Annotated in this window: 13 protein-coding genes; 6 read left to right on the top strand and 7 right to left on the bottom strand. The window is 61.1% G+C overall.

Annotated elements, in window-relative coordinates:
• From FJ222_07250 to FJ222_07235, 4 genes are all read left to right on the top strand, one after another.
• Positions 1-2516, top strand: a 2516-nt coding sequence (locus FJ222_07250) for a hypothetical protein (GenBank protein ID MBM4164221.1), incomplete at its 5' end; no start/stop codon positions are given.
• A 43-nt stretch (positions 2517-2559) separates the two neighbouring features.
• Complete coding sequence (locus tag FJ222_07245; GenBank protein ID MBM4164220.1) at positions 2560-3408, top strand: DUF4159 domain-containing protein; 849 nt, start codon at positions 2560-2562, stop codon at positions 3406-3408.
• A gap of 132 nt (positions 3409-3540) precedes the next feature.
• Positions 3541-12639, top strand: coding sequence for a hypothetical protein (locus FJ222_07240; protein ID MBM4164219.1), 9099 nt, complete (start codon positions 3541-3543; stop codon positions 12637-12639).
• Between the two features lie 166 nt (positions 12640-12805).
• Positions 12806-13021 carry a hypothetical protein gene (locus FJ222_07235; GenBank protein MBM4164218.1) on the top strand — a complete coding sequence of 72 codons (216 nt, stop codon included), beginning with the start codon at positions 12806-12808 and terminating at the stop codon, positions 13019-13021.
• A 69-nt stretch (positions 13022-13090) separates the two neighbouring features.
• Here FJ222_07235 and tatC read toward each other — a convergent pair whose 3' ends face one another.
• The 6 genes from tatC to FJ222_07205 all read right to left on the bottom strand — a co-directional run bounded on the left by tatC (position 13091) and on the right by FJ222_07205 (position 19905).
• Positions 13091-13963, bottom strand: coding sequence for a twin-arginine translocase subunit TatC (gene tatC, locus FJ222_07230; protein MBM4164217.1), 873 nt, complete (start codon positions 13961-13963; stop codon positions 13091-13093).
• Positions 13833-14150 (bottom strand): hypothetical protein, encoded by a 318-nt coding sequence (locus tag FJ222_07225; protein MBM4164216.1) that lies wholly within the window; start codon positions 14148-14150, stop codon positions 13833-13835. The genes tatC and FJ222_07225 overlap by 131 nt, the downstream gene beginning before the upstream one ends.
• A 29-nt stretch (positions 14151-14179) precedes the next feature.
• Positions 14180-14356, bottom strand: a complete 177-nt coding sequence (locus FJ222_07220; GenBank protein MBM4164215.1) for a twin-arginine translocase TatA/TatE family subunit — start codon at positions 14354-14356, stop codon at positions 14180-14182.
• A gap of 101 nt (positions 14357-14457) precedes the next feature.
• A complete protein-coding gene (locus FJ222_07215) occupies positions 14458-15771 on the bottom strand; it encodes a hypothetical protein (GenBank protein MBM4164214.1) in 1314 nt (437 codons plus the stop codon).
• Between the two features lie 217 nt (positions 15772-15988).
• Complete coding sequence (locus tag FJ222_07210) at positions 15989-16666, bottom strand: exopolysaccharide biosynthesis protein (protein MBM4164213.1); 678 nt, start codon at positions 16664-16666, stop codon at positions 15989-15991.
• Between the two features lie 32 nt (positions 16667-16698).
• Positions 16699-19905, bottom strand: a complete 3207-nt coding sequence (locus FJ222_07205) for a DEAD/DEAH box helicase (protein ID MBM4164212.1) — start codon at positions 19903-19905, stop codon at positions 16699-16701.
• A 263-nt stretch (positions 19906-20168) separates the two neighbouring features.
• On the opposite strand from FJ222_07205, the gene FJ222_07200 reads away from it, so the two are divergent.
• Together FJ222_07200 and FJ222_07195 are read left to right on the top strand one after the other, a co-directional pair.
• Positions 20169-20909, top strand: coding sequence for a hypothetical protein (locus FJ222_07200; protein ID MBM4164211.1), 741 nt, complete (start codon positions 20169-20171; stop codon positions 20907-20909).
• A 1-nt stretch (position 20910) separates the two neighbouring features.
• Complete coding sequence (locus FJ222_07195; GenBank protein MBM4164210.1) at positions 20911-21705, top strand: hypothetical protein; 795 nt, start codon at positions 20911-20913, stop codon at positions 21703-21705.
• Positions 21706-21707: 2 nt separating this feature from the next.
• Here FJ222_07195 and FJ222_07190 read toward each other — a convergent pair whose 3' ends face one another.
• Complete coding sequence (locus tag FJ222_07190; protein MBM4164209.1) at positions 21708-22826, bottom strand: phospho-N-acetylmuramoyl-pentapeptide-transferase; 1119 nt, start codon at positions 22824-22826, stop codon at positions 21708-21710.
• Between the last annotated feature and the right edge of the window lie 1026 nt (positions 22827-23852).

The following is a 23852-nucleotide window of genomic DNA, read 5'->3' as shown; positions in this document are numbered from 1 at the left end:
GGCCTGCTGCGATCCGGGTGGATCAGGTCACGGTTAGCACGCATTTGTCGGCGAAGCAGGAACTGGTCGCCGAACTGGACTATCCGGACGAGACGATGCTGCTCGTTCCGGGGCAACCACTGAAGATGACGCTGGGCAGTATTTCAGCGGAGCCGATGTCGGTTGATGCCCGCTTCCGAGTGATCACGTCGGTGGGAATGGTCGCTCACGAGGGTGTGATCAAGAGGACGTTGCCCCCCGGTGCCCGAGAGACGGTAACGCTGGTGGAAACGCTGCGCGAGGGGTTTTATCGGGTGCGCGTGGAAGGATTGCCTTTCGACCGGGTCTTGGAGGTTGATGTCCAGGCTCCGGACCGTAAGCGTTTTTTTGGCGAGGCCATCATGACCCGGCTTGCCGATCTCAGGAGCCTGAACGGCGATCTCGGGCTGACGGAGAAGCGGATCGCGCTGGATTGGGATACCGCCGAGCCCGTTCCAGACCTGTATCATCACGGCTGGTTCCGCCGCAACGCGGCGTCCGCATCCGAGGGAAACCAGTATCAGGTGGTTCCGATTGTCGGGTATGCCGCCGACTGGGCCGGCCCGGAGAAGCAGCCGGTGGTTGACGATGGCACGTATACCCGTGATGTCGGCAGCTACATGCAGGCGCCTGTACGCTTGGCGGACTGGAATGCGTTCATGCGGAATGTTGGCCGGGAGCATGCCCGGGAGTCTGCCAAATGGGTCTTCTGGCAGAGCCCGGATATACCGGACCCGAACCCGGTCTATCTGCCGCAGGACAAGTACCGGAAGATGTTCGAGATTTTCCATCGGTGGATCAAGCAGTATAATACAAACGCCTGCATCATTGCTGGCGGATTCAGTTTTGAACGTGTGCTGGGCTATCTGGCCAACACCAACATGCTGGATCCCGCCACCTTGCCGTTCGATCAGTTCGAAGTGCGTGTGAATCCGGGCACTGTGTCGGCCGAGGAGGTCCAGATGGAGGATTTTCTGGAGGACTTGGACGCCCAACTGAAGCTGACGGCCACGGGCCGCAAGGCGTTGATCGCGGACATGGACTGGGTCACGGATGAGCAGTTTGCCTTGCTGGACCAGGCGGCTTACCATGTCCGGGCCGCCATCCTGTTGCATGCGGCTGGCGCGCTTCCGCACCAGTTTGTCAGTGTGAATGCGTATGGAACCCAAGACGGATTTGGGCTGTTGTTCCATCCGGTGTATGGGAACACTGCGATCCAAAGCCAGCGGCCGTTCTTTGTGCCCAAGCCCGCGTATTTTGGGCTCATCGAGACCCGGAAGATGCTGGCCGAACTCGATTTCCAGCAGCGAACTGGTCTGGCGGATCACGATCCGCAGGCCAACCGTGCCTATCTGTTCAAACAGCAGGACGGGAACATTTGCGCGGTGGTGTGGCGCGTGCGCGGCGCAAAGAGCTATCAGTTGCCTGCGGAATGGGCGACGGTCAAGGCGGTCGATGCGTTTGGGGTGCCGGTGACACTGGGCAAAACGCTGCCGGTAGGGGCGCTCCCTCTGTTCCTGCGATTTGCCTCCGTGCCGCTGGACCGGGTGGCGCACGAATTGCGGAATCTGAGGCCTCAGGAATCCGACACATCTTACGATCTGGTCCTCGACTTCTTCCCGGCCGAGGCGTGGGGGCGGCGTGCGGCTGAGTACACGGCTGTTGGGGGGGATACGACGGAACGCCATAAAGGCCGGCTCTTTGCGGGCGAACGAGTCAACGAAGGGTTTCTTAAGAGCGTCAAAGAAGAGCGGTTTGCGTTCACGCTTGACCAGTCCGGTGATGTGCTGATGAGCATGCTCTGGCACTTGGACGCAGCGGGTGACACGAACCGGACGATGCGGGTCACACTCAACGGGGGGGGCGAGCACACCAACAATCTGGCACCGATGATGGGTCTGGCGTCGTCCAACACCATTGATCAGGTCTATGCCTCCGGCTTGCGGCGTTCGGCGTTTGTGCTGCGGGGCTGCCAAGCGGGCCGCAACGAAGTCGTTTTGCGCCACCAGGCCCCATTGGCGGTGGGCGGCTTCCGGCTGACGCGCATTCAGAATGGCCGTGTGGATCTCACCGCATGCGGGCCGCTGGCGTGCCTCGATTCAGGCGTCCCTGTCCAAGCATTCCGGAACGCCTCGGGCGGACGTCTCACGCTGGGCAGACAGACCTATGCCACCGGGATCGGATGCATGGGGGAAACGGCATTGGAATACCCCCTCAACAAGCAGTTCTCGCGGTTTGACGTGACGGTTGGTATCGATGCGATGACGAAGGGCAGGGGCTCGGTCGTGTTCAGGATCTTGGTTGACGGCAAGGAGAAGGGCAAGACCGGCAAGTCGGGTTTGATGACGGGGATGACCCTGTCCAAAACCCTGTCTGTGGAGGGGATGGAGGATGCCGAGCGCTTGTTGCTGCTGATAGAAGATGGGGGCGACGGATTGGAGAACGACGTGGCCAACTGGGTGGATCCGGTTCTGACGGTGAAGGACGCGCAGAAGTGATGGAGTGATGGCGCGTGTAAGCGATGGTTAAGGAGAGGAGGGTATGGCTATGATCACGCTCCGACTCATGGATAAGGGGCTTTTTGCGGCGGTCTCCGCAACGATCCTATTGGCGGTGCCGTTCACTTGCGCGGCGGCCGATTCGGGCTGGCTGAACAAGGGTGTGTCGAAGGCTTTGAGCGTATATGACGGCAGCACGAAGATGGCAAAAGGTGATGATTTGATCGACCGGCGCGGCAAGGTGACGATTCGGCGGCTGATTCCAAAATGCCCGTCCGACTGGGGTAACGATCCCACGGCGCTGCCTTACTTGTTTTACCAGCTTTCGCTTCGCACCGACGGTCAGTTTCCGAGCTACGTCGACAATGCGGGACTGGAGATCACCAGCCCAGAGATCTTCAATTACCCGATCATCTACTTCACCAGCCACTTCCCGTTCAGCTTCACGGACGAGGAGGTGGAGAACCTGAAGAAATACCTGGAGCGCGGCGGCACGTTGTGGCTCGACGATTGCACCGGATGCGGCCCGTTCATGGATTCCGTGCCGCAGAACGTCCAGCGGATCGCGCCCGGTTCCGAGATGAAGCAGATGCTGCGGACGACGCCCGAGTTCTTTGACCTTTACAACATGGTTTACCCCTTTGACGGGGTGCCGCAAGTCGGCAAGGAACAGTTCTGTCGTCCGCTTCAGGCCGCATACGTCCGTGGACGCCCGGCAATCATCTTCTCCCCGAACGACTATGGCTGCTTCTGGGAAATTTCCACGCCACCGACGGCGCTGAATCCGATGGGGGAGGGCGCTCATGGCTATTTGGATGAAGGCGGGTTCAGGGTGCGCGATCTCGTTTATCAGTTCAGCATCAACTGGTTGATGTATACGCTGACGCACTAGGGGCGTGTCGGGTGCCCCGCACTCGACAAAGGCTCTGGTGGGCAGGCGTGTGGCGCGTGCAGGAGGTGGCCTGGACCAAGCGATGGAGTGCGGTGGGCGTGACTGGCGTTGGCCGAGCGAAGGACTATGACAATGAAGCAATCAATGGTTTTGAAATGGATGACCCTGACGGTCGTTTTGCTGGCGGCGGGTGTGGCGGTGTCGCAGGCGGTGTCACAATCCAACATCGTCGTGCGGATCGTGGCGGCGGATATGCCTGATCGCCTGATCAGCGACCTCGAGTCGCTGGCATCGGTCGAGGATCCCAACGTCGTCACGATCCTCCGGCAGACTCAGTCGGCAAAGTCCCTGGGAGAGGATGCGACGCTGTGGGTGGCGGGAGCGCGCGTCAATGGCACGAACACCTTCGAGCGCTACTACAAGGGCGTCTTCACCCGACGGACGTCCGAGCTGGAATTCGAACCGGGTCGGCTGGGCGTGGGCGATCATGTCATCGATCCGGGGCACCACGTATTCACGATCGACAAAGACGGGAAGATCTCGTCGACGGACCCGGATATCACCATCGAGGGCCGGACGGTGACTTTGAAGGCTTACCGGATCGAAATCATGAACGTGGATGCCGACAAGTCGGGCCCCCCCGAAAACCGGCTGCTTGGCCGGAAGTTGAACGTGTATGAGACCCTGCCCGGGTTCAACGCCGCCAGCAACCGGGTCGATGAAGCGTTTACGAAGAATACGCTTTGGTACTTTCGTGATTTCTGCCCGTTGCGGCTCTATCTGCCTGCCAACACCAACGCGCAGGCTTATCTGCTTCAACCGGGATCGCAGGCCTTTCGGGTGCTGCCTGGCGGGACCATCGAGCTACATGGGAAGACGAATGCGGCGGTCAAGGCCGAGGGATCGCGGCTTCTGGTCTCGTACCTGTCTTATTCCGCCTGGGTGAATACCAAGACCGGGCTGGGAGCGAATTTTGGAGGGGTTCCCGTTCCCCGGACGGATGGAACCCCCGCGCGCATTCGCGTGGGGCCAACCCTGGGTGAACCGGTCTTCAGCGCGGCCGTGGAGGGGCTCTCATCCTCGTTCGGGCTGACATTGTCTGGAGACCTCGATCGCTACCCGAACAAGTTCATGGTCGCGGAAAACACACGGGATCCCATGGCCGTCCGGATGATGGCTTTGGAATCCGGAATCTGCACCTTCGAGCGCGGCACTCCCGCTGTGGTGCGTCTGCAGTTCAAAGAGAACTTCGCGGCCCTGAAGCTGGACGCCCTCCAGAATCCGGGCGCCTTGATCGCGGCTCTGCGGAAGGCGAAAGCAACGAACAGTCCTCTGGCGAAGGACGATCCGCTGACGGCCCAGATTCGGCGTGTCTGCCAGTACGTGCTGACGACCACGGAGGCCGCCGATGCCGACACCTTGGACCAGTGGCTGGCGTCGGCGAATGCCACGAACCGGGCTAACATCCTCCAGAGCGGACTTTCGGTCTTCTCCCGTCTCAACAGTCTGATCAATGACAGGACGTTCTTCAGCGCGGCGGCGTTGGCCGATCTCAAGGCGGATGAGGCGCTCCGCGCCGAGGCGGCGCAGATGGCCACGCTGAGCGACGATGCGGTCCAGCGCGTGAACCGCCGCATCCTGGACGTGGTTTTCCCCGGCGTGTTTGCCCCGCTGGCTGCCGGAGAGCCGAGGCGTCCCGAAGTGCGGATGGCGTATTCGCCGTACGATCCGCTTCACTTCACGAGCCGGTCCTGGACCTTTTTCCCCGCGCAGTCCTGGGAAGGCGACACACTGACGTTCAAGACGCCGGACATCCCTTACGGGTTTTACATCTTCCGGGTGATGCTGTTTGGCCCGGAGGATGCTGGCACACTCTCCCCGCTGATGGCCGAGTTCGCCTGCTGCGTGATCGAGCCGAAACAGGACGGGACCGCCTGCTTTGTCAGCAACAAAGGACGTGACGCCTTTGTTGCTGGGGAGACGATCCGCCTGCAGGCCGTGCTCCGATCTCGCGGCGCGCGTCCGGCCGGAAGTCGGACGGTGGTCCTGACGCATCCCGATGGCCGCGAGGACCGCCTGACGATGGAGGATCCGGGCGGCAGGTGGCATAGCGGAGCCCTGAGCATCCCCGACAGCATCACCCGCCGCCTACTGCCCGGTCGTTATGAGCTGACGATGACGAATCTGCCGCCGGGCGTGGCGTGTTATCCGTTCCGGTTTGACATGGCCGCGCCGCGCGAAAGCCTGTTCCGAATGATCAAGACCTCGAAGTACACACACCAGACCTACGCCATACTGGGGTCGCAGAATGGGGAGAACCCCGTCGATATCGACCGGGCCATGGCATCGCTGGATGAGCTGGGGTACAATCGATTCGACTACCACACCTATAGCAGCGATCACCACAACCGGCGTGGCGAGATGCGTTCAGTCATTTCCGAGGCCGATGAACGGCTGATGCCGCCGGATGCGATCTACCTGCCATCGGGGCGGGACCAAATTCTGAATGCCTGCGTGCGGTATGGCCTGGAGTATGGCGACGTTCTGCACGGGGCGGGGGATAACGAGATCCCGCGGTATATTGACGCCTACATCAATGCGGGCGAGCGGTGGATCCGGCGCGAAGTGACGTCCATGCGCCACTCGCCTGCGTATGATGGCCAGTACCTTTATGAGGAATCGTACGAGCGCGGCCTGGTGGGCGTTCCAAAGAAGCACGATAACTTCTTCCCATCGTGGCGATTGATGCGGGCGAGGCAGACTTTCACCAACGTGACGCCGAACCAGATTCGCGCGGCAGGCAGCCGGAACGTGTCGAAGTTGAAGACCGCACCGGACACGTGGGACCCCCTGGCCATGGAGCGGTTTCTTGAACTGCGCAAGTGGGAGATGAACGGATGGGGCGATTTCAACACGCGCCTGGCCTCGGCCGGCCGCGAGCTGCTGCCCCGAGCCCGGATGGGCACGTATCATTGTAGCTTCATGTTCGTGCAGAACGGCTACGGCGCGATCTGTTCCGCTGCCGATTTCGACAACGGATACCATCCCAACGTGTTCGAGAATCTCGATATCGCCACTAGCCAACATTATCACGACGGTCCCACCATCGGCCACTGGGCACATGCGCCGATCATGATTCCATTGCTGCGGGAATCGCCCGTCGGCGGCAAGCGGCTCGTGTGGGCCAATATCTCGATGAATGCGGACGCGCGGACGCTGTCGGACGGCCAGTTGCAGCGGCAGATGGCTTTTGCCATGCTGGCGCAGGGTGCGGACGGCATCTCCACGTTCCACATGCACGAGACCTTCGCGGATGCGCCGAATCCCAACATGATTAAGAGCAAAGAGACGATCCGGTGGCTGAATCAAGAGATCTTGGCCCCGTACGGGGAGGTGTATTCGCGCGCCACGAAGCCGGGTTATCTGAAGGTCGGCATTGTCAATACCCTGGCCCAGCTCTCGATGAGCGAGTTTAAGTCGATCCGCACCGCCAACCAGATTGAGGAACTGTGGATTTCCTGTTGGCGTCTGGGGTACCCGGCGGTCTTCCTGCGTGAAGGCGACATGGAGCAGCCTCTCGACGGCTATCAGGTGATCTTCGTCCCCGGCATCCGGTTCCCCGGCGAGTTGACCGCCAGCGCGCTGGATCAGCTTCGCGCGGCAATCAAACGGGGCTGCAAAGTCGTCGTGGAGCGCGACAGCACGCTCGACACCCAGATTACGGGGGTCACCAAGATGCAGGACTTTGACCTGATGAACTATTATCTGGGGCCGGGTTTCAATGTGGCCGGCTATGACGCAGAGCTAGCCAAGGTGTTTGATTTGACCCAAGCCTGCACGGATTATCTTCGCCCCAAGATGGTGGAGTGGGGTGTTGAACCTACGGCGCGCGGCCCGTTTGCAATGGGCCCCAACTGGCGCGACGGGGGCGACATCCAGTATCTCATTATGGCCAACTACGATGATCCAGACTATGGTCAGACCTGTCGCGATATCATGTCCAAGCCGGTGCGCATGCCGCTCACGGTCCCGGCCCGGAGGGGAGAAGTCGCCTACGACCTGTTAGCGCGGACCGAGCTGCCGCTCGCCCAGACGACGAATAGCCAGGAGCGCTCGCTGGTGCTGGACAGGACCCGCGTGCAGGGTGCGATGGCGGCGTTCGTGCCCGAGAAAATCGCGGCCCTCCGGGTCGCGGCACGGCGCGATACTGCGGGATCCTCGCTGCTGTTGAGTGGCACGCTGATCGGCGAGTCCGGGAAGGTCCTGTCCGGTGTCTTTCCGGCGCGCATCCGCCTCCTCAACGGAAAAGGACAGGCTGTGTATTCCATCTACCGAGCGCTTCATTCCAAGGGTGAACTGGAGCTGGATGTTCCCTTGACTTCAGGCCGTGATCCCGAGATGTCGGTGGAAGTGATCGAGAACATCTCCGGGATCTCCTGCCGCATCCCGATCGAGACTCCGGCCGGGAATGAGGGTGTGCTCCACCTTGATGACGCGGTGGCTCCGCATGTGCCGTATCCCGCTGAGATCGCGCGGTTCCTGAAATCCAACACCAACGCCCTGCTCGTTCTGGGGCGCGGCCTTGAGGGTTCGAAGGCTGAGGTGGACCGCCTGATCGCCGGTCTTGGGGCGAAGGGGATGAGGGTGACCCTGATGCCCGAGAATCGAGTCTGGCGTCTGGCCTCCGGCGATTCGGGCAACTCTGCGGATCCCTGTGCGGACGGATTCCACTACTGGGCCGGGGGCCATGGCGGAACCGATGGCGGCATCATCGAACCTCGGTCGGTGGTGGATAGCCCGTTGATCATCGTGAGCGCGTCGCACGGGTCGACATTGCTGAATACGCTGACGGAGAAGGGGTTTGTGACGGAGCGCCCCATCGGTTCGCTCGGCTTGCCAGTCCAGCCGACGCTCCAAGTGGCGTCCCGCGGCTTGCATTGGAAATACGACACGCTTCTGCTTGTGGCCAACGACAACGCGGGCGTGCGCCGCGCCGTGAGCCGGATTTTGGACGATCCTGCGCTGACGGGACTGCCCCGCGCCGTCGAGGCCGCGTCAAAGTCGGCGTCTTACGGTCAGCCGGTCACGAAGGAAGGGCGGGAGACAGCGGCCCAGACAGCGGCCACACATTTCATGGGCAATAACGAGTATATCATCGACATGAAGTTCGACGCAGCCGGCAACCTCTACGTGATCACGTGGGGACACGGCGACAACCTCTACTCGCTGGATACCAAGGGAAACCTGCGGTTCTCCCGGCGCCTGCCGGAAATGGGCGCGTGCCGGTTGGACGTGGACACCGACCGTGTCGTGGTGTTCACGAGCTACGGCAGCCGCCTCTACCAGGTGGCGCTGGATGGCGTACCCCTCTCTCAGATGCGATTGACCCTGGACCCGGGCGTATCGCACAAGGGGCCAACCTACCGGGAGGTTCATACACAGGACCTCTTGAAACATGGGTTGGGCACGGGAGGACCTTTGTACGCAACGCTCTTCCGGTATGCCTACGTTCCCGGGAAACAGATGATCGTCTACTACGAACCGCTGCTGGAGACCATGCGTGCGCTGGACAAGAACGGAAACCTCGTGGCGGAGTGGCGAGGCGAAGCCAAGACCGATGCGGATGGGAATGTGAGCTACCGGGAACTGGGCGAGTTCGTGTGCAGCCCGGATGGCACGCGGGTCGCGGCGTTCGAGGACGGAATCCTGATCCTGCGTGACCTGACCGATACCACGAACGTCAGGAAATTGGCCGAACGCTACGGCGCCGGGAAGCCGCTGTCGTGGCAGAAAGGCGCACCCGGGCCCACCGCAGGTAGGACGCATTATGACGGCGATCTCGAAGTGGTCCGGGTCGATTTAGCCCCGCCCGTCGGCTCGGTCATCACTCTCGGGGATGCAGGCGGTTTGATTCCGGACGGTAAGGATTTCCGTCTGGTGCGCGGGGACACGGAGATTTCGCGAATGGGCCCGTTCCCGTGGACGCCGACCTTTGCTCAGATCAGCCCCGATGGGGCGACCGTTGTTCTGCTCGATGAGTACTGGAATGCCTTCGTCCACGAGGTGGCGACGGGCAAGCGTACCGGTCAGATTCGGTTGCCCGAGATGGGATTCTCTGTGACGTTCACGCCGGATTCGAAGTCTTTCCTTGTCGGCGGGCTCCGCGGTTCCGTGATGTGCTGCGACTTGAGCGCCCAGTTGTTGTGGTCCACGTCGCTTGCACCGCACAACCAGAGTCTCCAGAAGACGGCATTCCCGAACGTGGACGAGACCATCCCGGACTTCTCCGACAAGCTTTTCAAACAGGTCTCGGATGAGCCCGGCGAGCTTGACAAACGGGTCACCCTCGATCGCTGTCGGTTGGAAAACGGCGATTGCGAGGGGGCTGGCGGATGGCGGGTGGATACGAACGTTGATACGCAAGCCGTGGTCTCTTATGTCGACGGTGGTTACCAGAGCAAGCGCTGCCTGAAGGTCGGCAACGCGCCGGTGCAGCAGCAGGTCGAGGGGTTGATTGGGGATCATTTCACATGGGTGCTGGAGTTCTTCCATCGGCGGGCGACGCCGGAGCATGCCGTGCGACTCTTGGCTGGCGCGGAGTCGGAGAACCGGCACCCGGACAGCGTGGTGCGCGTTCTGGAATGCGGCCCGGATTGGGCGTTCGCCCGGATTGTGTTTAAGAGCGGATCCGATCCCAAGGCGCTGCGTGTGGGATTCCAAGGGCAGGGCGGTGATGCGCTGGTGGATGGCGTGAGCTTGCGCCGTATCCGCTTCCCCAGCGTCAACCACATGCTGTATCCGCCGCTGTACGACATTGAGCCGGTCATTCTGAAAAACCCGCTGTTCCTCAAGGAGTACAACCCGTTGGGCGTGTTGAGCGAGCAGATACCGAACGTCATCTTGTCGCAGCGGCCCCAGCAGATCGCCGATTCTTTGGTGGTTGACGCCTTCCTCCAGAATGGCCGACTCAACGACATCAGCAGCCAGTGGCACTGGTCCTATCTGGAGAACAGCGACACGCAGATTTCGATGGGGATCAAGAATCCCCGATGGGTCTCGATGGTGGCGGTTTATTTCAACGAGTATGACGCGGCCAATATCCCGCGGCACTTTGACGTGTTCGTGTCGGACATGATGCAGAAGAAGGTTGTGCGGGTGGCCGCAGTTCGGAACAACAGGAGCCTGTTCCGACTGATCACGTTCCCCGCGCGCCGGGCCGACGAGGTCCGTGTGACCCTGGTGAACAGGCTGCCGCGCGAGCAGACGGTGACGGAGCTGGAAGTGTATGGACCGCTGTCGGGCGGGGAGAAGGAAGGCGTCTCTGACGCGGCGGCGCAGAGCACGTACATGGGGTCGTTTGCGCGCGTCGACAGGCGGCGCTTGTCGCTGGCGTCCGGATACGAGTCTAGATCGGTCGGCGGATCGAGCTCCGTGCCACGCTGGGCAACGCCCGTGTCGCAGATCATGATGTCGGACAGGACCCTGTACCTGTCTCGTTCCCTGGGTTTCAACCAGCGGTACCCGCTCGATGTCCCGTCGTTGGACGCGCCGGCGGACACCTTCCGCACCGGAGGCATGGGATTCGGACCGGTCGTCACCTTGTCAGGGGGGGCGTTGCTGAAGCCCGGCAGCGACGGCAAGCTCTGGTGCATCGACCCGACATCCGGGCGGGCGTTCTGGTCCACCGTGATTGGCGAGCGGCTCACGGGAAGCCCGGCCGTGAACGGGATGGACGTGTACATGGCAACCGACGCAGGCACGCTCTACACGCTGGACATTGCCAGTGGTGCGATCCTCGGCGAAACGAAGCTGTCCGGCGCGGTTTATGGGTCGGTGGCGCTGGAAGGCGCCAATCTGTTTGTGATCACATCGGCCGGCTGGCTGCACGCCATCGAGATGACCAGCGGACACGAGCTGTGGAAGGTGCCGGTGGCGACGAACACGGAGTCCACGCCGGCCGTGAGTGGCGGGGTGGTGTACATGGCCGACCAGAAAGGCGTCGCCCGGGCGGTTCGGAGCGTGGACGGCACGGTGCTCTGGTCCCGCGAGCTGGGCAGCGAGTTCTGCCGCTGCCCGGTGGTGATGGAGCCCAATCTGGTCGTGTTCGGCTGCAGCGACGGCCGCCTGATGGCGCTGAACAGACGCACGGGCGACGTGGTCTGGCAGACGCAGGTGGACACGCGGTTTCTGAGGTACGAGCCGGTTGCCGTGTTGATGCCGCCGCCGCCGCCCCCTCCGTCCGCAACCAATAGCATCGCCATTTCTGCAGCCGCCACCGCCCCAGATGTCCCGGTGCTGTTGTGCCTGTCTGGAGGGAAGCCCACGCTGATCGACGTGGCGACCGGCAAGCCGGCTGAGCGGCAAATAGCGACTGGCTCCGTGCAGAAAGACGGCACGTTCAAGCAGGACGTTAACCCACCCTCCATCGGGGAGCTTACCGCCCCTATCAGCGTCTACACCGGTTACGTCGGGTTTGTGACGATCGAGGGTGACATCACCGATGGCCCCATGTTCAACGACAGTCGGTATCACAACATGGGGAGCGGATCGGCGAAGCTGCTGAGACCCATCGGGGACATCGCGCCCCGTTCGGCGAATGCGCCGCGCGTCATCGTGAGCATCGAGAACCCCGTCCGGCTGAACGGAATGCTGGCGGATGGCGAGTGGGGGATGGAGGCTCTTTCGCTTGACGGGCCGGACGATATCTTCCCGACAGAGCGCCGGGCCAAGAAAGGGGCCGATGGATCCATCGACTGGAACGGCTACGACGACCTCGGCGCCAAGGTGTACCTCGGTTGTGACAGCAACGCGCTGTACCTCGCGGCGGTGGTCACCGATGACACGCACCTCAATTCGAGTACCGGTGATGAGATCTTCAGAGGAGACGTGATGCAGGTGGGGATCGTCACCAAGAACGTTCATTGGAATCTGGGACTGGCGCAGACCCAGGATGGCCCCCAGCTCTATCAAGCGGAAGGCACCACCAGCCTGCCGAAGAATGCCGGTTTCGGTGTCACGCGTGAGTCGACGGCTACCTCCTACGAACTGCGGTTGCCGCTGGCCGACCTCGGGCTGGCACCCGGAATGGAGTTTGGAATGAATCTCGTCTTCCATGACGACGACAAGGGTAGCGGGCCGCGCTACAGGCTACAATTAGCCCCTGGCTTGGATGGCTTTGAACGGACGTCGGCTCCCGAGAAGGTGTACCCGCGGTTTGTGCTGCCGAAATGATAGACATGCGCGTTCGGATCACGACTCACAACAAGCCAGAGGGAGACGTAGCCATGAATCGTCCAGTCTCGTTGCATGCTTCGAGCCTCAGGCCACTGCATCCGGTTGCGCGGTTCGGTCTGCTGGCGATGGCAAGGAACCGGTCCGTCCGCAGGTTTACTATCTGATGGGCCTGCTTCGGGAGGCGCAGGAGCGCAAGAGCGAAGCCGCCGACTACTTCAAGAAAGCCCTTGAGAAGGACCCGGAGTATTTTGATGCGATGCGGGCGCTGCGCGATTTGGCAAGCGTTGTCTTCATGAATCAGGATGAGCGCAACGGCCTGATGCTCAGGATGCTGGCGCTGGATCCCCGCTGCAGCGCCACGGCCGCTATACCTCGGTGAAATGCTCATGCAACACGCATTGATGCGTGAGATCCTGCAGGTGCTCCAACCGTCCGGGGGATACGGGATCTACCGATGGGCCGGACACGGCTTGTCAGCCCGGATGCGGTTTTCGCGCAACCAGACCAGCCAGATGACGGCCTCGTAAAACACCATCAACGGGGCGGCCATCAGCACCTGGGAAAAGGGATCTGGCGGCGTCATCAGCATCGCCACCACCAAGAGCAACACGATCACCTGCCGCCGCCTGTCGCGAAGCTGGGCTGAACTCACGATTCCCAAGGCGCCCAGCATAAACACAACCATGGGAAACTGAAACGCGACACCAAACGCCAGCAGCAGCTTGCTTGCAAACGAGACGTAGTTTCCCGTCTCCCAGAATTCGGCCGGGGTGCCCATCCAGACCTCGATCTGCCGCATCATCTGAAAGGCCACCGGCAGGGTCCAACGATGCGCCATCCAAACCCCGATGATGAACAGCCCAATGGACGCGCCACCGCCCAGACAGACAAACCGGCGCTCCCGCTCGGTTAGTCCAGGAAAAACGAAGCGACCGGCCACCATCACTATAAACGGCAGGCTGAAAATCAGGCCCGACCAGCAGACCACCTGCGTCATGATATTAAAGCCGCCCCCTACCTGTGTCACGCGCAAGGCAACCACGTTGGCCAAACCTCCCCGAACATACGGATCCCGGAGCCAAGCCAGCATCCAGGGTGCCAGCGGAATCGCCGCCACCACGCCAATGGCCAGCAATGCCGCCGCCTGGATCAACGCCAGCCGTAGATCCTGCAGATGGTCCAAAAACGGCTTAATCAGCGGATCGAGAGTCCGAAGACCTTTCATCAGACACTCCCTCCTGAATTTCGGATCGCCGGATTTCCGGATTTTGTTCAGGGGGTGATTCCTCTTCCAGCGCCCTGAGCTGCTCTTTGAACTCATTCATCGCCTGCCGCAGCCTGTTTAGCACGAGTGCCAGTTTCCGGGAGGCCTCCGGCAAGCGCTTTGGGCCAAACAGCACCAACGCCACGGCGAGCACCAACACGACTTCCAAGAAGCCCACCGATGCGGGCAGAAAGGAGAGCGGCATCGCGTCAATCATGGCACAGATCCCCGAATAAGCCTGCATAACCACTCAGGATCGGTTCCCGAAGGCCTTCAGCAGGCGGGGCCGGACCTATCAGTGGGCTTCTGGGCTTCGGCTTCTTTCCTAGCCTTCTTGAATTCGGCAATGCTGGAGCCCAGCGCCCGGGCCAACTCCGGCAATCGTCTGGCGCCAAACAGAATGATCACGGCAAGCACTATGATCACCACTTCCCATATTCCTGGTCTCATCGCTACCTTCTCCTTTCCGTCTGCGCGTGCAGGCGTGTGTTGCGCGCCGCAAACCGAAAAGGCGCTTGCATGACCTCGGTCGTGTGCAGGCGCCCCAGCCGTTAGTACGCCGCATTCAATTCAAAGCGGAAGCAATAGGCGGTCTCATCGTTCTGTGTGTACAGGTCTCCCGGTATGAGCGCCTCGCCCAAAAGCGCGCCCTTGATCTCGCCGCGCGTGCCAAACAGGTTTTTGACCAGCGGGAAGTCATAGCGCAGCATCGTGAAGAACCCCTGCTCGCGGGATGTCGCGCCCACAGGCTTCTCGTCGTAATACAGCATGCCCGTGAGCAGGCGCGCCTTGTGGTCCTTGGACATGGCGATGCCCAGCTCGACATGCGGAAAGATCAGATTGGACCACTGCTCGGGGCGGGACCGGTAAATCAGCTCGCTCATCTGCGTGTCGCCGCGCGCCAGCGCCGGCTTCCATGCCGAGTCGTCGCCCTGGCCATCATCACCCGACAGCAGATAGACGGCCGCGCCCGCATAGGGTTTACAGGGGTGTTGCGAGGCCAGATCACCCGTGACTCCGCCATAAACCATGTAGGCCGAGATATTGCGTTCGGATTGCCACTCGCCAAACTGATAGGCGGTCTCCAGTTCGCCCTTCACGTGATCGCCGAAGGCGGGCAGCACCCGCATGCCACAGGTGTTCAGCCGGTCCATCGCCGTCTGGCCAAACACGCCGACATAATACGCTTTAAACGGCACCTGCTTGTTTTCCCCATTGACATAATACGCGCCCACGGCCTGTTCAACGCCCCATTGCGTCAAGAGCCTGTCTTGATCGCCGAGGGTCAGTTCGTTCTCCGTGTGCAGATAGGCATAAAACAGGTCGATCCTCGATTTCTCGGCGGTCTTGATCGTCGCTCGGATGGCATCGGCGAAAAATGAACGTGATCCGTCACCCGGTGTTGCATCCGCAAACACTCGTCCCGCTCCGAACTTCAAATCCTGCCGTCCGATGCGAAGCTGGGTGTCATGGTCCATTAGATCCAAACCTGAGAGGGTCAGATACAGATTGTCCACATACGCCTCATCGGCCCAGTGATAGCTATTGGGATCCTTGGCGCTGGGACTTACAAAATAATGCCTCCACTCGTTCGCCGCACGAAGATACAGCGCGCAATCGCCGTAGGCTGCTTCCATCCAACCCCGCGTCCGTGTGCGCGTGTAGACCACGTCCTTGCTGGGTCGGGCATTCCACCTTCCGGGCACCTGAACGAAATCGTCGAATCGAAAACGAACCTCGGCCCCATAGGTCATCGTCCAGGCCGGATTCTGGATTTCAACAGCTTTGTCAGGAATGGACTGTGAGACGGCCGTGATCGCGACACATCCCGCAGCCATGGCCGCAGCCAAGATACCTGTTCTCATGATGCGCCTCTCCTGTCGGGTTGCCGAAGGACTCTGACCTCCGGGTGGCAAGAACAACAGCCCACACGTATTCGCTTGGAGCGCGTGGATGGTGATCGTGTGAGTGCGTGTTTATTCGCGTCGATAGTATCACCAGTGACACGACCTAAGCAATTGAAAATGAACATCGATCAGTTGTGGGTAGGCGAACGTGTGGCGCTGTTTGCTTGTGGCTGAATTAGGCCCGGGCGAAGAGACGTCGCACAGCCTCGAGAATGGCCGCGACACCGCCGACCGTCAGTAGGGTGAAATAAAGGATCGTGAGCAGGTTGGCGCAATGGCCAATGAGAATGCAAAGGCCGTCTTTTTGCATGAGCCCAACGGCGAGAAACAGGATAGCTAGGGCTGGGAAGGTGTTGCTGAAGGGGATCAGACCGAAGGGCGCCATGAGCAGCGCAGCTCCCAGAATCAGGGCGCCGTTGTTAAGAAACGTCGCCGAGTGAGACGCGACCAGTCCATTGAGGCGATGCGGGCGGCTCACGCGTTCGAGGCGACGCACCCATTTGCTGCCTTGAATGAACGCCACGCGCAGTTTATCTGCGGGCAAGACGCGGTGTGCGAGGCGGCTTGGCATCCACACGGGACAGTTGAAAAGACGGCTGACGCCGATCATCAGGATCGCAAACCCGAAAACCGTGCTGACGCCCGGGATGGAGACGGGGACCAGAAAGATAAGCGTCAAAAAGACCGTGAGCAAGAGAAAACCATCCTGCCCAACAGAATCCAGAATCGTGGCCAGCGTCACACCATCTGGGGGCAGCCCGGCGATCAAGGTGTCCAACTTCTCGCCGAGGGGGGGGACGGGGGTTGGCGTGTGTGTGTGGGCATTCGCTGTGACAGGAGGCTGTGCGATCATAGGGGATTCCAATAAAGAGGTGCAGCGTGGGATTATCCCTCCAGCAGGGACTGCACGTCATCCCACGAGAGGGTGTTGAGAAAGGCGTCGTCGGTCGTTCCGATCGTCGCGTTGATGACCGCCTGCTTCTTCTTCTGCATGGCGAGCACTTTTTCCTCGATGGTGTGTTCGGCGATGAGCTTGATGCTGTAGACCGTCTTTTTCTGTCCGATGCGGTGGGCGCGATCCGTGGCCTGGTCCTCGACGGCAGGGTTCCACCACGGGTCAAAGTGGACGACCATGTCGGCGCCGGTCAGATTCAGTCCCGTGCCTCCCGCCTTCAGGCTGATCAGGAAAAGCGGAATGGATGGGTTCTGGTTGAAGCGGTGAACCTGTTCCATGCGGTCGTGTGTCTGGCCGTCGAGATAGCAGTAGGTCAGCCCGCGCGTGTCGAGCGCCTCGCGGATGATCTTCAGCATGGAGACGAACTGGCTGAAAACGAGAATGCGATGGCCGCCGTCGAGCGCCTCATCCAGCAGTTCGAAAAACTGGTCGAGCTTAGCCGACGGCGCTTCGGCCTTCTTGACCAGCTCCTCGGACTTGAGCAGACCGAGGTGGCAGCAGACCTGACGCAGGCGCAGCAGCATCGCCAGAATCTCCATGCGGCATCGGCCAAACCCCTTCTCGCGGACTAAGTCGCCGATCTTTCGCCGGGATTCCTGCAGCAGCGTGTTGTAGACCTGCTGCTGGTCGGGGGTGAGGATGCAGTACGACACCTTCTCGATTTTTGCGGGGAGATCCTTGGCGACGTCCTTCTTAAGTCGTCTGAGCAGGAAGGGATTGAGCTTGCGGCGGAGCTTGAGCTGCGCTTGCGTGCCCGATTCCCCGCCCAAGCTGATCGGCCCTTCGTAATGCGCGTGGAAGGTGTCGTATTCGCCGAGATAGCCGGGCATCAAGAAGTCCATGATTGACCACAGGTCGGCAACCGAGTTTTCGACGGGTGTGCCGGTGAGCACCAGCCGGGACGCCGCGCGGATCTGCTTGGCGGCGACGGCGTTCTGCGTGGAGCGGTTCTTGATGTGCTGAGCCTCGTCGAGAATGGCGACCGAGAAGGTGTGGTTCGCGTAGCAGGCTTCGAGATCACGGCGCAGCAGGGCGTAGGAAGTGATCACCAGATCGTGCTGGGGAATCTGTTCAAACAGCGTGTGGCGCGCAGACCCGTTGAGCACGAGGCGCCGCAGCTTCGGGACGAAGCGTTCGGCTTCGCGGTTCCAGTTCTCAACCAGACTCGTCGGGCAGACGATCAGGGCGGGCTTGCTGCGGACATCGGCCGCGATGCGTTCCAGACTGATCCAGACCAGCGTCTGCAGGGTTTTGCCCAGTCCCATCTCATCGGCGAGCAACCCGCTGAACCCCGATGCTTCGAGGAAGCGCAGCCAGTACACGCCCTGCTTTTGGTAATCGCGCAGCGTTTGTTCGAGCGTGTCGTCCCCCAGGGGAATGGGCGTGAGCTTCAGGTCGCGGTTTTGCTGCCGCGCAGAAGCGCGCCAATCGGGAGGCTCTTCAACGTCGATCCCGTCGATGGCCGCCAGCGAGGACTGGACGAAGGGCGCGTAGACCGTGGGCAGGCGGAAGGTTCCGGGGCGCCCGCCGTCGCGCGCGCGGCAGTCGCTGAAGACATCGCGCATCGACTCGATGGCCGAACGGTCAATGAGGACCGACTGGCCGTCGCGCTCGATGAACGACTCCCTGCGGTTGAGGGCGCGTTGGATGTCGGCGGGCGTCAGCGCCGGACCGCCGACGCATTCGAAATCCATGCCCACTTCGAACCAGTTCGTTCCAGAGGAGGTTACGACCCGGACCACCGGTGTGACCACCGGCATGGCTTCATAAAAGGCAGCCATGCGTCCCTCGGTGGCGACCTTCCAACCCATGCGCCTCAGCGCGGGGAGGTCGCTGCCGAGAAAGTTGAGGACAGCACGCGTGCCGATGATCGGATCGAAACGGTCGCCCTGATCCCCCGAAAAGCCCAGGGTGTTGAGGTGGCGGACAGCCCGGAGCTCCACATCGGGATTGCGCCTCCAATAATGAAGAAGATCATCGGGGTCGGGAATCGTAAAGCCCCCTGCTGTGTCGGGGCTGGCTGCGGCAAACGTAGTCTGTCCGTAGACGGCCATTAGCTCCACCGCAGCCGAGGCGGGGCTGCCCCGCACCACGAGGTGGAAGACCGGCTGGGCGCAGGAGGTGGTGAAGAGGTCGGGAGCGATCTCGCAAACCACGGGGATGACCGATAGCAACTGGGGTAGCTCGACCTCCAGGAAACGGAGGACGTCGGCACGCGGAATGGCCACCGGTTCCGCGCTCCAATAGAGTGCGTGGTAGGGAAGAGGAAGTGTCTGTTTCAGGGGCCAGAGGACGCCGTTGACCAGCGCCCAGCTTTTCTTGTTACAGGCCAGATAGGTCGGAAATTTCGTCGGGCTGGCGCCGGGGATGACGGTCTCGGGAAAGATCAGCAGTTCGCCGGTCTCGCGGTCGAGGTCGACGCGCAGCGAAAAGTCCAGCGGCGTGTCGCGGACGTGGACATCGGTGTTGTCGGTGACGGGCAGCGCGCGGCGGAGCGACAAATCGAGGATATTGAAAAAATCGGATTTGTTGACCGTGACGCGGGCCGGCGGGGTACCTTCGCAGATGTCCTCCAACACCGAGAGCAAGGTGTCATCAGCGTGTGAGAAAGCGTAGCCGCCGGGGTCGGTGAGCGCGGGCGACGGAAGGATCTGTGTGCCGATCTGAAAAACGCATCCGAGCTCAACCGCATCACGCGCAAAGGCATCGGTCCAGTCTGGGGGCAGAAAGATCAACAGCGCCGCAGGCGTCCCGCGGGGGTTGCGGCGAATCGGCGTGGCAGCCGCCCTGGCGGCCGTCGCGCGGGCATGGCGCTGTTCCTCTTGGTATTTTTGTTCTCGGAGCGGATCGGTGCGCCGCTGCATCACCAAAATCGCCAGAGCCACGACATGTGCACAGATCAAGTTCTGTTCCCGGTTGGTATAACAGGGGCAATGGCTCTCAACCGTTCCGTTCTCATTGATTCTCAGCTTGGAGACGAGGTTGGTGCCGCTGCTGCGGGCGACAATCCCCTCGAGCCACGGACCGTTTAAGTCCGCCCGCAGAACGCCGCCGCGTTTAACGAGGGCTTCTGCCTCGCGGTAAACGGCGGCGCCGCCCCAGTTGATAATCTGATTCTGGCTCAGCTTGATCGGCATATTGAACAGGCAATTTCTAATGCGGGCTCAATCCCACAACCCTTAGCCTGCCCTCTCCCAGGGGAGCGGGAGGAAACAACGTGCTTAGGAGTGGTCGTGTCGGCCGGTCAGGCACTCAAGCGTTGAGCCTCTTCCACCAAGAGACAAGCAGACGGAAGTACCATATCATAACTCCTTGGGTTTTGAATATCCCTTTCGCGATCATACCTAAAAAACTCCCTGTAGACACAGCCTTGCCGAAGAGATTATGATGATGCCCCTAAATGCGGCATATTGATTCTGAACGGAGGGCGATGAAAATTCGGCATGAAGTGGTCCCTTTTCTGCTCATTGCGGGCTTGGTTGCGTCGGGTGTCTGGCTGGTATTGCGGGTTCTGGCCCCCGAGCGTGCATTCGCAACAGCGGGTCTGCTGCTGCTTGTGATCGAAGGTTATCTGCTCTGGTTCTTTAGAAATCCCGTGCGTGTCTCCCCAATGGATCCGGATGCCATTCTTTCCGGAGCCGACGGGGTCGTGGCCCGAATCACGACGTTCTCACCGGACCGATTCAACGCCATCCGCATGCTCGCTGGCTTGAAGCCGGAGGACACCGTGCGGTTTCAGAATCGGGATGTGCTACGCATCAGCGTCTTTCTCAGCCTCATGGATGTGCATGTCAACCGGTCGCCTCTTTCGGGGAGATCCCGTTTTCTCGGCTATTTCCCTGGCAAACACCTATTCACGTTCACGGAGAAATCGTCCGATGTGAACCAGCATAATTCGATTCTGATTGAGAATCCGCGCACCTGCTGTCTGGTGAATCAGATCGTCGGCCCCGTGTGCCGCCGGGTCATCTACTGGCTGTCTCATACGGAGGGGGTGGCGGTGGCCGCGGGAGACGCTTTTGGCATGATGAAGTTCGGCTCCCGGCTGGACATGTATTTCCCGGCGGCGGATATCGCGATCCGGGTGAAAGAGGGTGATCGGGTTCAGGCGGGAGTGTCCGTCATCGGAAAGGTAATCTGACATGCAACAGTTACAAAAAAAACCGGCAGCGTTTCTGAATTGGCGGCAGATCATTCCGTCGCTGATCACGCTGGGTGCCATGCTCTCCGGTTTTCTGAGCATTGTCTATGTGGTGCAGGGATTTCAGGATGACGCGCTCGGCACTGAATTTCTCAACGCCGCGCGACTGATCATGCTGGCGATGATTCTCGATGGTTTGGACGGGAATGTGGCGCGCTGGCTGAAAGGCACGAGTGAATTCGGGGCCGAACTGGACACCTATGTGGACATGACCGCATTCGGCATTGCGCCAGCGATTCTGATTTTCGCCGTCACGATGAAGGCCGGAACCGATCCGCTGATCCGGGTGCTGCTGCCGTCGGCGGTCGCGCTCTCCGGGGTGGTCCGGTTGGCCCGGTTCAAGGTCGCCGATCCGCTGCGCGGGCAGGGCGGCTATGGCGGACTTCCGATTACCGCTAACGCCGGATGGGTTGCCCTGTTTGTGTTCATCAGCCAGTCGGCGTCCCCTCACAATCTGGATCAGGGGTCCTTTTCGTTGCAGCAAGGCGGATTTGCCACGCTCTTTCTGGTTGGCATTCTGACCTTCATCAGCCTGCAGGTTTCCAATGTGAGATACCCCAAGCCCACCAAGAAGGCGGTGATGTTTGTGCCCTGCGCCGTCCTTGTCTTTCTCTTTGTTCTGCTCCCCAAGGACTACTCGAGATGGGTCGCCCTCGTGATGCTGATTCTGGGGCTGTGCTACGCCGTGTTTGGCCCCATGATTGTCAGACACATGGCCGCGCACGACCGGGACTAGAATCACCGGATCTTGACCAGCAGCACGAAGAGCAGCGGCGTCAGAAATGACTGGATCAGCGCAAAGCGCATCAGCACCTGCGCATTGCTCCAGTGGAGATTGCGGCGGCAGTGGTCGTGGAGGGGAAAGCGCACACTGTGGAGCATCTTGACGAGGACGTGCTGGTCGGCGGCTTGTTCAGGCGTCGCCGTGTGGGGCGGCGTGGTATCGAAACCGATCCTTTTTAGCAGCCTCAGCAGAATCAGCTTGAGTAGGCCGGTGCCGCCGTTGACGAGCACAACCGGCGAGACAACGATGATCAGGAACGGGTTGCCCGCAGTCAGGGCCGCGACACCGACCAGGAGTCCCAGCAGGCGCGATCCGGCGTCGCCCATCAGTACGCGGCTGGGCTCGGCGTTGTACCAGAGGTAGCCGGCGAGGCCGCCCGCCACGGTCGAAATCAGAATCGCCCAGCGGGCTCCGTCAGGGTTGTGGGGGATCAGCAGGTATTCGGCCATCGGGCGATAGCCGATCACGCCGTAGAGCAGCGCCCCCATCGCGAAAAGCGAGAAGAGGGTCAGCGTTCCGGCCAGCCCGTCCACGCCGTCGGAACAGTTGGTGGCGTTGGTTGTGAACCACAGCACGGCCGTCGCTAGCGGCAGGTAGAGGGCGAGCGGCACGATGATTGCATTCTTGTACACCGGCAGCCAGATCGTCACGTCGCGTCCTTGGCTCAGGCAGAATGCGGCGGCGAGCGCCACAAGCAGGTCGATCATCCCCTTCCTCAGCTCGCCCCAAGGCGTCGCGCTGGCATCGTCGAGATAGCCGAACGCCATGCAGAGGTAGAGGCAGAGCAATACGCCGTAGCCCCACGCATCGAGCGGCGTGACGAGCAGGATCACCGGCAGGATCAGAAGGCCTATCGCCAAGCCGGCACCGGTCGGCTTGCCCGCCGAGCGCTGTCCGTCCTTGACCAGTTTTTTCCCCTTGTCTTGCGGCAGGCGGCCCCATGTGAGCGGCAGATAACGGTGCACGACCAACCCGGCAAGCAGCGTCCCCACAGCCAGCAAGATCAGGTGCGACCCCAGCAACCGAAACGGACCCCAGAGTCCGCTCAGCAGATTAGACATCCAGTAGAGCATGTTCGCCCCCCCCCGCTCAGATCAGTTCGCACTGGCCGCCCGCGCAGGCGACGGTCTGGGCCACGGTGGTGGTGTCGTGACGCTCCTGAAGCTGGGTGAAGTCGACGGGCAGGTAAGTACGTGTAAGGTCTTCCCAGAGCTTGCAGCTATGCACGCGCTTGAGGCAGCGGGTCATCTTGAGCGAATCACCGCCGAAGTAGTTCTTGGCGAACTTGTGAGCGCGGCGTAACCAATCCCGTTTTTCCTCGCGCACCGCCTCGATCGCCTCGCGCACCCGTTTGGGCGGGTTGCCGGAAATCGGAGCCTGGAGATCCTCACCGCGGCCGAGCACGCTGTCGCAGGCGGCCCAGAGGTTGTCGTCAAAGGCGTAGAGGCCATCGACAATCAGGCCGGAAGACATCAGCGCGCCAGCTCCGTAGAGTTCGACGATCTCGTCAGCCGACAGGATTTCGCAGAAGGGGGCCTGAGGATAATCGAGGTCTCCACCGTCTGGGAGGAGGGAGATGCCAGCGAAGACGGCGCGGTTGTCGTAGATGAACTGTTCGGCGTCGACCCACTCCTCGTCCTTGACGGAGATTGTGTTGGAGACGTTGTGCGAGAGCCAGGGCTGGGCGCAGAGCTCGGTGCGCTTGCCCGAATCGATCCAGTTTTCCTTGGTTATCTTGACGTAATTCAGAAGATCCTCGGCGGTCACGTCGCGCTTGGTCTTGGCGTCGGGAGAGGCCTCGATGCAAAAGTTCAGAACGACGTCAGTGCCATTGGGATTCCAGACCGACTTCTCTACGGCGAGCGGGTTCTGGCCGCGGAAGAAGTCGACCAGAAGCTCGTCCTCGTTGGCCTGTGCGCGGCGGATGTAGCGCCGCGAATGGTGGGGATGAATGCCTGAGGAGGTGCCGAGAATGCAAGAGGTGGTGCCAGCGGGCTTGACGCAGGTGGCTCGGGCGGCCGGGCCGATACCGATGCGGGCGGCGACTTGAGCGTTGATGTCGAGGATGAGGCGGGCCATCTTGCGTTGCAGTTCAGGAT

The sequence above is a fragment of the Lentisphaerota bacterium genome, assembly GCA_016873675.1.
GTDB lineage: Bacteria > Verrucomicrobiota > Kiritimatiellia > RFP12 > JAAYNR01 > VGWG01.
Note: the sequence above shows the minus strand (reverse complement) of the source record. Positions and strands in the feature narration are given on the sequence as shown.

Coding starts and splice junctions, on each gene's coding strand:
- FJ222_07245 (MBM4164220.1), top strand. CDS start 2,560: ATGGCTATGATCACGCTCCGACTCATGGATAAGGGGCTTTTTGCGGCG.
- FJ222_07240 (MBM4164219.1), top strand. CDS start 3,541: ATGAAGCAATCAATGGTTTTGAAATGGATGACCCTGACGGTCGTTTTG.
- FJ222_07235 (MBM4164218.1), top strand. CDS start 12,806: ATGGGCCTGCTTCGGGAGGCGCAGGAGCGCAAGAGCGAAGCCGCCGAC.
- tatC (MBM4164217.1), bottom strand. CDS start 13,963: ATGAGTTCAAAGAGCAGCTCAGGGCGCTGGAAGAGGAATCACCCCCTG.
- FJ222_07225 (MBM4164216.1), bottom strand. CDS start 14,150: ATGCAGGCTTATTCGGGGATCTGTGCCATGATTGACGCGATGCCGCTC.
- FJ222_07220 (MBM4164215.1), bottom strand. CDS start 14,356: ATGAGACCAGGAATATGGGAAGTGGTGATCATAGTGCTTGCCGTGATC.
- FJ222_07215 (MBM4164214.1), bottom strand. CDS start 15,771: ATGAGAACAGGTATCTTGGCTGCGGCCATGGCTGCGGGATGTGTCGCG.
- FJ222_07210 (MBM4164213.1), bottom strand. CDS start 16,666: ATGATCGCACAGCCTCCTGTCACAGCGAATGCCCACACACACACGCCA.
- FJ222_07205 (MBM4164212.1), bottom strand. CDS start 19,905: ATGCCGATCAAGCTGAGCCAGAATCAGATTATCAACTGGGGCGGCGCC.
- FJ222_07200 (MBM4164211.1), top strand. CDS start 20,169: ATGCGGCATATTGATTCTGAACGGAGGGCGATGAAAATTCGGCATGAA.
- FJ222_07195 (MBM4164210.1), top strand. CDS start 20,911: ATGCAACAGTTACAAAAAAAACCGGCAGCGTTTCTGAATTGGCGGCAG.
- FJ222_07190 (MBM4164209.1), bottom strand. CDS start 22,826: ATGCTCTACTGGATGTCTAATCTGCTGAGCGGACTCTGGGGTCCGTTT.